Annotated in this window: 11 protein-coding genes; all 11 read right to left on the minus strand. The window is 30.4% G+C overall.

Annotation, left to right across the window (positions count from 1 at the left end):
• Window positions 1-75: 75 nt before the first annotated feature.
• Window positions 76-1,281 carry a maltose ABC transporter substrate-binding protein gene (locus WY13_RS12770; RefSeq protein ID WP_063556024.1) on the minus strand — a complete coding sequence of 402 codons (1,206 nt, stop codon included), beginning with the start codon at window positions 1,279-1,281 and terminating at the stop codon, window positions 76-78.
• A gap of 40 nt (window positions 1,282-1,321) precedes the next feature.
• Entirely contained in the window at window positions 1,322-2,863 is a 1,542-nt protein-coding gene (murJ, locus tag WY13_RS12775) for a murein biosynthesis integral membrane protein MurJ (RefSeq protein WP_063556025.1), read from the minus strand.
• Window positions 2,864-3,043: 180 nt separating this feature from the next.
• Window positions 3,044-4,024: an acyltransferase family protein gene (locus WY13_RS12780; RefSeq protein WP_063556026.1), complete on the minus strand. Its 981-nt coding sequence runs from the start codon at window positions 4,022-4,024 to the stop codon at window positions 3,044-3,046.
• 51 nt (window positions 4,025-4,075) lie between these two features.
• A complete protein-coding gene (locus WY13_RS12785) occupies window positions 4,076-5,365 on the minus strand; it encodes an O-antigen polymerase (RefSeq protein WP_063556027.1) in 1,290 nt (429 codons plus the stop codon).
• A gap of 38 nt (window positions 5,366-5,403) precedes the next feature.
• Window positions 5,404-6,405 carry a glycosyltransferase family 2 protein gene (locus WY13_RS12790; protein WP_063556028.1) on the minus strand — a complete coding sequence of 334 codons (1,002 nt, stop codon included), beginning with the start codon at window positions 6,403-6,405 and terminating at the stop codon, window positions 5,404-5,406.
• A gap of 32 nt (window positions 6,406-6,437) precedes the next feature.
• Window positions 6,438-7,550, minus strand: coding sequence for a glycosyltransferase (locus WY13_RS12795; RefSeq protein WP_063556029.1), 1,113 nt, complete (start codon window positions 7,548-7,550; stop codon window positions 6,438-6,440).
• A gap of 7 nt (window positions 7,551-7,557) precedes the next feature.
• On the minus strand, window positions 7,558-8,739 hold the full coding sequence (locus WY13_RS12800) for a glycosyltransferase (RefSeq protein WP_063556030.1): 1,182 nt from the start codon (window positions 8,737-8,739) through the stop codon (window positions 7,558-7,560).
• A gap of 19 nt (window positions 8,740-8,758) precedes the next feature.
• Window positions 8,759-10,597 carry a nucleoside-diphosphate sugar epimerase/dehydratase gene (locus WY13_RS12805; protein WP_063556031.1) on the minus strand — a complete coding sequence of 613 codons (1,839 nt, stop codon included), beginning with the start codon at window positions 10,595-10,597 and terminating at the stop codon, window positions 8,759-8,761.
• A 240-nt stretch (window positions 10,598-10,837) separates the two neighbouring features.
• Window positions 10,838-11,755, minus strand: coding sequence for a UTP--glucose-1-phosphate uridylyltransferase GalU (galU, locus tag WY13_RS12810; protein WP_063556032.1), 918 nt, complete (start codon window positions 11,753-11,755; stop codon window positions 10,838-10,840).
• Between the two features lie 35 nt (window positions 11,756-11,790).
• Window positions 11,791-12,873, minus strand: coding sequence for a tetratricopeptide repeat protein (locus tag WY13_RS12815; protein WP_063556033.1), 1,083 nt, complete (start codon window positions 12,871-12,873; stop codon window positions 11,791-11,793).
• A gap of 23 nt (window positions 12,874-12,896) precedes the next feature.
• On the minus strand, window positions 12,897-14,624 hold the full coding sequence (locus tag WY13_RS12820; protein ID WP_063556034.1) for a phospho-sugar mutase: 1,728 nt from the start codon (window positions 14,622-14,624) through the stop codon (window positions 12,897-12,899).
• Window positions 14,625-14,668 lie beyond the last annotated feature (44 nt).

Below are 14,668 nucleotides of genomic sequence, written 5' to 3' on the forward strand. Positions count from 1 at the left end.
ACCTCCTAGTTTAGCATCATTTCTACTTTTTTTATTATAATACAACCCAATTTCTTTGTCATCTTCACATACATATTATTGCTTTTCTTTTACAATAAAATCAAGTATATCCTTTTCTATTTTTTGTCCACATTCCTTTGGAGTTATCTTTCCAGAAGTAAGCTCTGTCATTACCTTATTTGCATTTTGAAGAGCCTGAACCTCAGATACATTTGGCAGTATTTGCCCATACTCAGACTGCTGTACAAAAGTTCTTTCCTTAGGGTCATTTTTCACTTCTTTTATGTTGTAATCCACTTTATATGGAGGAATCCTTCCCGTTATTTTAAAAAGTGGAGTACTAGAATGATTAATGAGATATTTCATAAGACTCCAGTCTTCTTTTTGATGTTGGGATTTAGAACTTACATAACCTACCTGTGCCGTTACAAAGGATGTCATCTGTTTACCATTGTATTTTGGAAAAGGTACTACAGAATAATTAAGTCCTGATGCATCTAGTTCTTGAAGATCCCAGGATCCACTTACATAGAAACTTGTTTTCCCATTTTTAAAATTGTTTCTTGCAGTTATACTATCTATATTTTCAGGCATCAACTTATATTTCTGTACCATATCCTGAACCATGGTATATCCCCTAATTGCAGCTTCATTATTGAGTCCTATATCTTTTACATTGTAATCTCCATTGTCCTTTTTAAATATGTAAGCACCATTTGCTTGAAGAATTGGGAAACTTAAATAAAAGTTATTTATATCATACTGAAATCCCTGTTTTTCTCCCATGGAAATCAATTCTTCCAGCGTCTTAGGTACTTTTTTAACTTTATCTTTATTATAATAAAGTCCATAGGTTTCTATAGATATAGGTATTCCGTACATCTTATTCTTAAAAGATACAGTTTCAAGTGCCGATGGTATATATTTATTTTTATCTATAAGGTTATCTGGAACCTGTGCTAATAATTTTTCATTATGAAGTTTTTCCATTCTATCATGAGATACTCCAAATTCTATATCTGGCTCCATATTACGTAAGGATGCTTCAATGTAAGCCCTGTTGTCTCCTTTATCTGAATGAATTATCACCTTGTATCCCGAGGTTTTGGACCACTGATCTGCTAAAGTCCTAAGTTCTGTTATTTCAGGATCTGTGAGATGTGACCAAATTACTATTTCCTTGTCATTTTTACTTGTACCTGCAGTCTGTGCTGTGGTGCAGCCAGTTAAAAAAAGTGCAGATACTAAAACCACAGATATAAGTTTATAAAATCTTTTCATTAGAACTTTCTTCTCCTTTTCACTGCATTAATTAGCAAATTTATGCAATTCTTAATTTCTTTTTTATCAAATTTATTATATTAGCAAGCTCCTGTACTTTTAACACAAGCAGCATAATCACATACACTGCGATACCAACTATGATGCAAATAAAGAGTGTCAAAAGCTGTCCCTTAAATCCACCTAGTAAATTTCCCAGGAAATTATTTATTAAAAATATACACACTCCCATAGTACCTGCAGCTGTCATTATCTTTATTCCAACCTTAAACATATTGACTCCATTTATATTCCCAACTCTTTTTCTTAAATCCTTAGCTAAAAGCACACAGCTTACAAATGCAGAAATTGTTGTAGCTAAAGTAAGCCCTCCTATACCCATCTTTTTCACAAGTACTATGCTCATAACTATATTTACAGCTACACCTAAGGCACCATTTATCATAGGTGTAGTAGTATCCTGGATAGCATAAAAAGCTCTGTTGAATACATCTCTTATGCCCCAAAATACCAGTCCAGATACCAAGAAAAGTAATGCATCAGCAGTCATATTAACTGCCTGCCTATTAAAGGCACCGTGCATGAAAAGTGCACTTATTACAGGAACTCTAAGTATCAACATTCCTACTATAGCCGGTATTACTATAATATTGATATTATTTACTGCTGCGCTTATATGTGATTTAAAATCGTCATAATTTTTAAGACTTCCATCCCTGGATAAAGAAGGATATATAACTGTAACTATTGCAGATGCAAAAGTGAAATAAACAAGCATATTTAATTTATTGGCATAATCAAGTGCCAATATACTTCCTACTGCAAGAGTAGAAGCCATTCTCTTTTGAACTACTTCATTTACCTGATTAACACCTGTTCCAATCACAACTGGAGCGATCAATGAAAGCATCTTTCTTATCTTAGGATCTTTTAAATTTATTTTAGGGCTGTATTTATACTTATTCTTTATGAGCCATGGAATTTGTACCACTATCTGAAGTCCGTTTCCAAGCATAGTAGCTGCTGTGAGCCCTACAATTCCATAATGGCTTCCCATTAACACATAAGCTATTATAGGTATGTTCATTGCTATTCCAACTAATGCTGGAGCTGTAAAATCATCTAAAGTTTGAAGCACTGCCGTATAGCCGCTGTTTAAACTCAAAAAAAGTATATTTATCATACTCATCTTAGTTAACAATATGGTTAAATTATACCTTTCACCTTTAAAATTAGAGATTACATTAACTATATCTGTAGTAAATATCCACCCTAAAACACATAAAAACAGCGAAATAATCATTAGGATGTTCATTATACAATTGGCGAATTTAAACATTTCTTCTTTACCATGTTTACTATATGTTTCACTGAGTATTGGAATAAAAGTTGTAGTAATTGCAATTCCAAACAAATTAAACATCAAATTTGGTATTGTAAGGGACATAGTATAGGCATCTGAACTAGCAGATGCTCCAAATGCACTGGCAATAAGTGCATCCCTTACAAATCCTATTACTCTACTTGCCATTGAAATTACCATTACTACACCAGCAGCTTTAACAAGCCCATCTTTCTTCATATCTTCCTCCAAAATTATCCTACCTGCATCTAAGCACTGCCTAAAGCATTTTCAAAGAAATAACCAGTTAGTATGCCAGCCTATTTTCTTTCAAATGCCTAATGTGTAAATTATATCTTCAAGTATTTTATCACTAATCAATTTCATATACAACGAATTGAAAATAGCCTGTTAATATCTTTACTTATGTCCTAAAAATACTTTACTTAGTATAGGTATTTTATTAAGTATCCATTTACATATTAAAATAGGTATAAATCCTACTAAAATCATTATTACAATTACAAAGCTATAATTTAATTTCAACATTTGATAACATAAAACCCTGGCTCCTGTTTGTGAAAACCAGGACAAGAGGTAAATATCATAGCTGTATCTTCCTACTTTTCTAAACAATTCTCCACCTGAAGTATTTATTATGAGTTGGGATACCATTAAAAATATACTACTTCCGAGAAGAGATGTAACTAGGTTGTAGTAAGGATACGCTTCCTTTCCCACATCAAATACATTCATAGCCATAAGAACTATAGAAAATACTAAAACTATGGCGTACTTATTTTTAATACTCTTCCATTTATCGTAAGTATTTTTTAAATATACTCCGAAGAAAAAGTAAAACAAATAATGAATTACACCATACACATAAAATAAACCTATTTGCTTTGTAAACAACAGATTTAAGAGCAAAGCTATTACTAAAGTCAAATTTATAGGCAATTTTTTAAAAATTGGTGCGACTGCAAATATGAAAAATAATGTATATATAAACCAAAAATATTGTATTGGAATATCTAAAGGATAAATCAATATATTCGTTATGAGACTGTTTAGCTTTACCGGTCTCGCAGCATAGTTATTCATATACAATTTTATGGGCACCGCCACTAGTGACACTGCAAAATATGGAACCATAAGCCTTTTAAATTTTCCATAAACAAAGCTTCCATAATCTCTTAAAGTGTTTATACTATATATCTTATAGGCAAAAAAACCTGATATAACGAAAAAGAAAGGCATATGGAATGAATATATGAGTTTATATATATAGGCATAAAACACACTGCCATTAAACTGTGAATCAGGAAACGAATGTCCTAGCACTACTAAAAATATACCTATTCCTCTAGCTATATCCATATCCTTATAATACTTCTTCATCACTCTTTACTCCTCCACAAACAATCAATACTAAAAATTTAGCAAAATTAATTATATTTCCTTAGGCAGCAAATATGCCAAGAGTAATCCAAGACCCAATCCACTAGTAAGCAATGTAGTAAGTATAGGTCCGTTAAATAATGCCATTATACCTCCAAAAAGAAGAGTTGATACTAAAAGTATATTTTTATCTTCTACAGATCTTATAATTATCATTATAAAATAGAGCAATATGGCAAATAAAACTATGCCTATAATTCCAAAATTCATATATGCATCTCCATACCAGGTTACATTTAATCTCATGTCTGGCCTTCCATAGTAAACTGTAGCCATATAAAAATTAGGATCCATATTGTATATATTTTTAAAGAAATGTCCTAGTATGCCTTGAGCTAACTTCATCTTAGGGTACATAGAGAAGAAATCAAAATACTCTAGTGCTATAAGTGAAGGCCATAAAAATACTCTTATTATTATAAGTAAATATATTGATAATTTTTTCAAATACAATGATATAATTCCTACTGCTACAGCAGCAGCCATTATTTTCTCTATAAAACTTCTCTTTATTCCATATCTCAATATCATTCCAAAAAACGGTGCTAAAAGTAGAACTGCAAATTGAGTCTTATATGCAGCATATCCATATAACACAAGCTGCAGCACAAAAGGTATAAATACAAGTTTATATTTTCTCTTGTATATTAAAAATGCAAGTATAAATGGATTTATTATATTCCCAAGCCACTGTACAAAGTAATCTACAAATCTTCCTGCATGGTCCCTGTAATCCAGTCTTACTGAATATACATCTTTAAAAGCCTGAATTATTTTAGTAGGCATTCCAAGCTTATAGATTATGTATCCATAACCAACTACCATAAATGCTATTAAGCCTATCCAGAAAGTTTTAGGACTAATATTTATTTGAGGTATTTTAAAATCAAACTTACTAGTAAGCAAAACCCCTATTAAGCCTACTGCAGCTATTGTATATATAAATACTGGTGAATTTTTACTATCTCCAAGTCCGCTCATAATATATACTATTAGAAGTGGCGTAGTACTTAAAATTAAAAACAAAAGCCAATACAAACTTGTCAGTTCCTCAATTCTATGAGGCAGTAAAAAAACAGCCGTATATATTATAACTACAAACAAAGGCAGCATAATAAGTGACCTTTTCAAAATACCCTGATTTATTATAAAATTAAAAGATTTATAGTACTCTATTGAATGTATGTATCCAAATGTTAGTGCAGCTATTATAAATAAATATAAGATAATAGATAATATCTTGCTATCCTTATCTATCATATTGTAAATTTTATGTATCATCCAGAAACCTCCTATTTTCACTGATCACTTATGGCTTATCATTTAGATCTACCAAGCACAAGTGATTTAAAAAATCCAACTGCAGTTCCTGCGCCATATGCAATATGCAGTAGGAAAAATAATATAAACATAAGTGGCATATACTTTATACCATTCTTTGAACCTATCTTTATACATTCCAGTATATCTATAAGGAAATAACTCCCCAGTGCTAAAATTTCTATAACTTTGCTGAGTAAGAATAATCTATATGTTGCACCAAACAGCAGTATGGTAAGAAGAAAAATTAAAGGTACAAGATGCCTTATTCTAACTATTTCCCTATTTGTAATTAAAGAACCTCCTATTTCCTTCCCATTTGCAAAATTTTGAGATATTATCTTTTTTATACTGCTTCTTGGTTTATAATAGGATATTATGTCTTTATTCTGGTATATTTTATATCCAGCTTTTAATATTCTATTATTCATATCATTGTCTTCACTTCTAGCTAAACTTTCATTGTAAAATCCTACTTTATCAAATACCCATCTCCAGAAAGCTCCATTCCAAACTGTATCTACAAATCCTTGGTAATCCTTCTGCCTAAATTTAGCTACACCTATCCCAAATTTACTTTCGTGTAAAAATACAATACAATTTTCTATATAGGATTTTGATGTTAAAAGATAAGTAGGGCCTCCTACATTTACTACATTTTGTGGTTTTAATTTATTTAAAGTACTTACACATTCACTTACATAGTTTTTGTCATAAAGTGCATGACCATCTACTCTGACAACTATATCTCCTTCTGCCATTTTTATTCCCTTATTTAAGCCTGCAGATTGTATTTTTTTAGGATTATCTATTATTTTAATCTTCTCATTTTCAAATTTTCCTATTATATCTCTAGTTGAATCAGTAGACATACCATCTAAAACCAATATTTCAATAATATTATCATAGGTTTGATTTATTATGGAATTAAGGCACTTTTCTATATGTATTTCTTCATTGTACACAGGAATTATTATTGAAACTGTATCCTTACTATACATACAAATCTCCCTTTCAGTTTTCTGGAAGTAGTTTACTTTTCATATATTTTACTTAATATCGGTTCATTGGCTTCCCAGAAATAATTATTCTTCAATCTTTTCATATTGTCTACTATACTCTTCTTTTCTTCCCGATCTTCTATGAGTTTTCCTATGATATGCTCTAGTGTATTCTTAAGATTACCTCCATCTATTCCATATCCAAAATTATTTTTGCAAACTTCATATCCAAATTCTGTAACCTTATTTGCAATAACGGGGGTTTCAGTTATTATGCTTTCATAAAACTTATTTGGCATAGATATAGTAGCCGTATCTCCTGGATAAAAGGCATAAGTTATATCTATGTTCCTGTAAAGTTCTTCTAATTGATCTATATGATAAGCTCCTCTTATATCTACATTTGAAAACTTTTTTGAATATTCAGCAAGCTTTTCAGAATATATTCCCCTTCCACAAACAACTATTTGCACAAACTTGCTATATTTTTGAGAAGCATCAATTAATGCTTTCATTTCATCATAATATCTGACAGATCCTATAAAACCAATTCTAAGTTTATCACTTGGAGTTTTTTCTATATTATTAAATAGATTTTTATAAGGAGCATTGTTCACTATGTAAATATTTTTACTTATTTTACTGTAAACTTCCTTCATTTTTGGTGTAACTACTATATGAATATCTACTTTTCTTAACATATGTCTTTCCATTAAAATTATTAAATTATAGATACATTTGTTTAAAAATCCTTTTCTGTTATAAAAGTACATATAAAAAAGATCATGTTCATCATATATTAATTTCAACTTAAGTTTTTTATTTATACCAAAACCTATGAAAAGTCCATCAAAGTCATGGCAGTGGAGTACCTGAAAATCTTTATTTTTTAAATAGTTGTATACATCTCTTTTAAAATTTAAAAATTTAAAAGCCTGCTTATATCCACTTCCGTACTGAGCATTTCCAAAAAATCTTACTATTTTTATGCCATCCAAATTTTCTTCAGGCTTATCAATATAGGTTCCTTCCCTGTCCCAGCATAATATAGTAATTTTATGGCCAAGTTTTGTCAAAGACTTCGCCTCTTTATATACCCTGGGGTCAGGATCAAATCCATTTGTAAGTATCATTGCAATATTCAATATTCTTTCACCTCATAATCTCATTGTATATATGAATAGTTTTTTGAGCATTTCTAAGCCAGGTAAATTCACTTAATACTGTTTTCTTCCCATTTTCGCCTACAATCTTAGCCTTATCCTTATGACTCAATATGTAATCTATAGTACAAACTAAATCATCTAAATCATGAGGTTCAACCAAAAATCCATTTTTTTTATCCACAATAACATCCTCTATTCCCTGGCCTTTAACACCTATAACGGGTATACCACTATTCATTGCTTCTATATACACTATTCCAAAACCTTCCTGCCAACTTGGAAGTGCAAATACGTCACATTTTGGGGACATATATTTTATTACTTGAGAATGAGGTAACTTTCCTAGAAAAATCACATTTTTATTTAAACTCAAATTATCTACAAGCCTTTTTAAGTTCCTATATTCCTCTCCATCGCCAATTACGTAATATTTTATAGTAGGATATATATTTACAAGCTTCGAAACAGCTCTTATATTCAAATCTATTCCCTTTGTCTTTATTAAAGCAGACACACTGAGCATTACATAATCTCCCTCTAGCTCAACCTGCTTATCTGCCACATATTCTTCTGGGTTAATTCCATTATTTATTACTACTGTTTTATCTAGAAGTTCCTTCTTTTCTATAATATTTCTCAGTTTATTACTTACAGTTATTATTTTGTTTGCATTTTTCAAAACTTTAGTCACATTTTTTCTACACATATTATTCTTTTTTATAGTATATTGAAAATCCTGCCCATGAATTGTCACTACAAAAGGCACTTTATACTTTTTACTAAGCCTTATACTTGCAAATCCTACAGGTATAGCTGTATGTGCATGTATTACATCGAATTTAAACTTTTTATACAATTTGCTTATAACTTTTCTTATGCCTAAGTACATAAAAAATCCTGAGTATTGAAGGAATAACCCTCCCGGAAATTCTATATATCTAGGATAAAAAACTTCTACACCATCAAGTACCATTTTAGATGGAATATCAATGTAGGATTTATACTTCTTTATGTTCCCTAAAAAAGCTGGTACATAGGGAACAGGGCACACAACCTTTACCCTACAGCCTTCATTTATGAGTTTTTGCACTTGTTTGTGGACAAAAATACCTAAAACACTGTTAGAAGATGAGGGATACATATGTGAAATAACTAGTACATTCTTCATGGCTTTATTCATCCTTTTGCTATTTTTTTCTCTTATAGGTTGGCACTTTTTCCTCTATAAGTTTGATTATTTCCTCTTTATCTTCATTTACCACTTCTCTAAACTGTTTTATAGACTCCTCCACAAAAGTCATATCTATTTTAGCTGGTTTTTCAACAAATATCTTATCGTGTTCCGTGGAAGTTAAAGCTACTTCATTCATAAGAAGTTCCTCATATAATTTCTCTCCCGGTCTTAAACCTGTATATTCTATTTTTATATCCACATCAGGTTCATATCCAGATAAAGTTATAAGATCTTTAGCCAGATCTACTATTTTTACGGGTTTTCCCATATCAAGTACAAAAATTTCTCCACCATGGGCTATGGCACCTGCCTGAATTACAAGCTGTGCTGCTTCAGGTATAGTCATAAAAAATCTATTTATTTCAGGATGGGTTACCGTAACAGGTCCCCCATGGGCTATTTGCTTTTTAAAAAGTGGGATTACCGAACCATTACTTCCTAAAACATTTCCGAATCTTACAGCTACATACTCAGTCTCACTAACTTCATCAAAAGCCTGCACCATAATTTCACAAAATCTCTTTGAAGCTCCCATAACATTAGTTGGATTAACTGCCTTATCCGTACTTATTTGAACAAACTTATTCACTTTAAATTCATCACAACATTTTAATACATTATAGGTACCAATTATATTATTCTTCACGGCTTCTGCCGGATTACCCTCCATAAGTGGAACGTGCTTATGAGCAGCTGCATGAAAAACTACTTCAGGTCTATATTTGTCAAATATACTTCTTAATCTGTCTTCATCCCTTATAGAAGCTATAATTATGGCTTTATTTAATTTTGAATAATTATAGTTTAATTCCATCTGCACATCATAAACGTTATTTTCATATATGTCTAGTATCAAAAGTTGTTTTGGACCAAATCTAGCTATCTGCCTGCATAATTCAGATCCTATAGATCCTCCACCACCTGTGACCATTATAACCTTATCCTTTATGTACTTATTTATATTTTCATTGTTAAGCTTAACTTCGTCTCTTCCAAGAAGATCTTCTATGTTTACATCTCTTAATTTGCTCATATTTAAATTTCCATCTATCATTTCATATATGCCAGGCAAAGTTTTAAGCTTGCATTTTGTACTTTTGCATATATTTATGATTTCCCTTTTAGTCTTTATATCTGCAGAAGGCATTGCAATTATTATTTCTTCTATATTTCTTTCTTTGCATATTCTTGGTATGTCATTTCTTCCTCCTAAAACTTTTATACCATTAATCAATTTTTTTCTTTTTGTCTCATCATCATCTATAAGTCCAACTACATCATAATCAAAATTTCTATTTTTCTTTATCTCCTTTATAAGTACTGCCGATGCATCTCCTGCACCAATTATAAGAAGCCTTTTATTTCTTATTTTTTTATATTGTCCTACACTTTTATCTTGGAGTAACCTGTATATAAATCTTATTCCGCCTAATGCTAATACAGATAATATCCAAAAAATTATATGTACGGTATATGGAAATCTATAATACCTATTTTCAAGAAACTTATAATTTATAAAATAGCTGTAAATTACAAATATAATATTGGATACAGAAACAGAATATACAATAGAAATTAACTCTTCTACCGATGCATATTTCCATATACTATCGTATAAATTAAAAACTTTGTTAAATACTAAAGTTATAATCACCATAGGAATAACTGAAATTTTAAAAAATATTATATATTCCGGCTGTATATTAAAATCAAATTTAAGTAATAGGGCAAAATATAAGGAACCTATAAGAAATAATATATCGTATACTATGAGTTTTTTGTCTTTTTGCATTTCAACACTTCCTAAATTATTGTAAAAATTTTATATAAAAACTCCCTTTATCTATTTTACATCATAAACAAAATTATTCAACATATTTTTTAACAGGTAATGTCACGTATCACACAATTTAATACTGCTGTTCTATTTCACCAGCAGTATTGATAAATTAGTTAATTTTTTGTTACTAAATAAATTTGCATCTATAATTTCACATAAATTCTAAAATTATAGATGCAGCTTTATTAAACTCTATTTGTTCTGAGAATTAGAAGTTATATCATCATAAACTTCTTTAAATAGTTTTTGTTCTTTTAGTCCCAAAAGATATTTCATAAAAGGTTTTTTTAATTCATCCCTCTTCAAGGCATATTCCACAGTAGCTTGTAAAAATCCAAGTTTGTCTCCCACATCATACCTTCTTCCCTCAAAATTATATGCATACATAGCTTCATTTTGAGCTAAGGTTCTAAGGGCATCTGTAAGTTGAATTTCTCCTCCCTTTCCCGGGGTAGTGTTATCTAATATTTCAAATATGGAAGGTGTTATTATATATCTTCCAAGTATGGCTATATTAGATGGAGCCTCTTCCACTTTAGGTTTTTCTATTAAATCTTTAACTTTATATACCCTATCTTCTATATACATTCCTTTTACTATGCCATATCTATCTACGTATTTTTTAGGAACCTCCTGTACACCTATAATTGAAGTTTTATATTCATCATAGCATTTTATAAGCTGTTTTAGGCAAGGTTCTTTACTATCTACCACATCATCTCCGAGCATTACCGCAAAAGGTTGATTTCCAACAAAAGTTTTTGCGCAACTTATTGCATGTCCAAGGCCTTTAGGTTCCTTCTGTCTTATGTAATATATATCTGCCATATTTGATATATCCTTTACCATTTTTAAAAGGTCCTTCTTGTCTTTACTTTCCAGCTCCTGTTCCAATTCTACGGATTTATCAAAGTGATCTTCTATTGCCCTTTTATTTTTTCCTGTTATTATTAAAATTTCTTCTATTCCAGACGCTACTGCTTCTTCTATAATATATTGGATGGTAGGTTTATCTACTATAGGAAGCATTTCCTTAGGTTGAGCCTTCGTGGCCGGCAAAAATCTTGTTCCAAGACCAGCAGCTGGTATTATAGCCTTTTTTACATTCACCTTAAAATCTCCTTTCACATTCATGTTACATAGGATTACTTTTTTTCAAGCTTCTTAATAAAGTTATCTATTTCAATAACAACTTCATCTTTAGGATCTATTTTCTTTGCAATTTCCAGATGTTTTTTTGCATCTTGTAAATTTCCAGAGTCCAAATAGCACATTATAAGATTAGTGCATATTTCTACTGATCTGGTGGCTTCAAATGCTTTTCTCAAATAAGCTATAGCCTTTTCATAGTCTCCAATAGATGCATAATTTATACCCATTTCGTTTACAATTTCTACTATACTGCTATCTATATTAAGTGCATCATTTAAGTAATAAATTGCCTTTTCATAATTTTCTAGTTTTCTATATCCAACTGCTATGTAGTAATACAAAGAAGCATTATCTCCAAAGGTATCCATAAGAGGTATTAACAATTTTAATGCTTCTTCAGGATTATCTTCTAAAAGCTCTTTTCCTCTGTCATAGTGTACAATAGATTTAAGCTCTTCTTTCATATCTGTTATCTCTAAGGTTTCTTTTCCACCTTTTCCTACATAGTTATTTATATAAAACAATGCTTTTTCATAATCTCCCTCTTCTCTTTTAATAAGAGATTCATAAAGATATGGTAGTGCATAATTTTCTTTGGATTCGGCTTTTTTTAATATTTGCAATTCCTCTTCCTTATATATTTTATTGGTTTTTCTAATCTCATCTACCATGGCTATAAGTTTGTCATATATTTCTGTAGAATCTTCCATAGTAGATAACCCTTTTAACAATATATAGGCATCTTCATACTCTTTATTTTTAACATTCTTTGCTATTATGCCTTTTATAAATCTAATGTATTCATTATTTCCGGCTATTATGCTTTTATACTGCTTGCTAAACTTAAAATTTTCATCTGCACCTAATACGTAAAACATGCCTTCAATAAAATACCCTATTGGTATTCTATCCATATTGTTTCTAATTTTAACATTGTCAACTATATTTTTAGAATTTAAAGGCAAATATATATCTCCTGGGAAAGTAACTTTAAATATTTTTTCTAAACTTTTTTCATTTACTTCTACAAATAATAATTTAGATAATTTTTCCGCAAAATGTGATTTTATATCCATTAATTTACCACCTACACAATTTATTAGCAATTTACATCGTCTATTATTTTCATAACTCTTTTCTCAAATACATTCATTTTTTCTTCAGCATCTTTCAAGCTGTTTCCTATTATTGAGAGATAAATTTTTATTTTAGGTTCCGTTCCTGAAGGCCTAACTACAAACCAAGATTTATCTTCCATAATAAATTTCAACACATTTGACTTAGGTAAATCTATTTTACTTTCATTTATATTTATTAAATCTTTTTCTACACTTAACTTATAATCTAACTTTTTAACTATTTTTGCATCGCCAAGTGTTCTTTTCATGGAATGCCTCATATACTGAAGAATATTTTCTATTTTTTCATGACCTTCTCTTCCTTTAAGTTCTACTGAAATCAACTTTTCTTTATAAAATCCATATTTTTTATAAAGCTCTAGTAAAGCTTCGTAAAGACTTATGCCCTTCATTTTATAGTATAGCGTCATTTCACATATAAGAGTAGATGCAATTACAGCATCCTTGTCTCTTACAAAATCTCCTGCCAGGTAGCCGTAGCTTTCTTCAAATCCAAATATATAATCTTTATTTCCCTTACTTTTAAATTCTTTTATTTTTTCTCCTATATATTTAAATCCAGTTAAAACATTTACCAATTCTACTCCATATTCTTTTGCTATATCTTGAGCCATCTCCGTAGTCACTATAGTCTTTACCACAACACCATTTTGGGGTAATTTATCAGTTTCCTTTAAGGATGAAAGAATATAATGGGTTAAAAGAACACCTACTTGATTTCCAGTAAGTGTTTTATACTGGCCTTCTACATTTTTCACTACTATCCCTATTCTATCACAATCTGGATCTGTTCCAAATATTATATCTGGCTTTATAGTCTGTGCCATATCTAAAGCCAGTTCAAAAACTCTAGGATCTTCAGGATTAGGGTATTCTGCTGTTGGGAAGCTTCCATCTGGGCTTTCCTGCTCTTTTACTATATTCACATTTTCATATCCAAGTTCTTTAAGCGCCCTTCTAACTGGAATATTACCAGTTCCATGCAGCGGAGTATATATTATTTTTAAATCTTTTGCATGTGCTTTTATAAGATCTTTCCTTATAGCCAGGCTTTTTACTTTCTCTATATAGGATTTATCTATATCTTCTCCCAACATATTGAGTATACCTTCGTTTTCAGCTTCTTTTAGATCCATATGCTTTATTTCTGAAAAATCACTAATACTTTCTATACAAGATAGTATTGCATTTGCAAAATCATCTGTTACCTGTCCCCCATCTTCCCCATATACCTTATATCCATTATATTGCTTTGGGTTATGAGATGCTGTTATAACAATACCTGCCTTACTTTTAAGTTCTCTTACTGCATAGGAGAGCATTGGTGTTGGATGAAGAGTTTTAAAAAGATTTACTTCTATACCATTTGCACATAAATTACTTGCAGCGGCCTCTGCAAATTCCTTGGACATTATTCTACAGTCATAAGCTATGCATACGGAAATATTTGTATTATATTTCTTTATAAGATATTTTGATAATCCTTCTGTGGCTTTTCCCACAGTATATATATTCATTCTATTGGTACCTATACCTATTACACCTCTAAGACCTCCTGTACCAAATTCCAAATCCTTATAAAATCTATCTTCTATTTCCTTTTCATCTTCTATATTTTTTAGTTCCATTTTTCCATCCTGATCCACATAAGGTGAACTCAACCAATATTCATATTTTTCTCTATACATATCTTTACCTCCTATATGCAATATTTAACATTTACTATTATACT

Source organism: Clostridium ljungdahlii, assembly GCF_001636845.1.
Taxonomy (GTDB): Bacteria; Bacillota; Clostridia; order Clostridiales; family Clostridiaceae; genus Clostridium_B; species Clostridium_B ljungdahlii_A.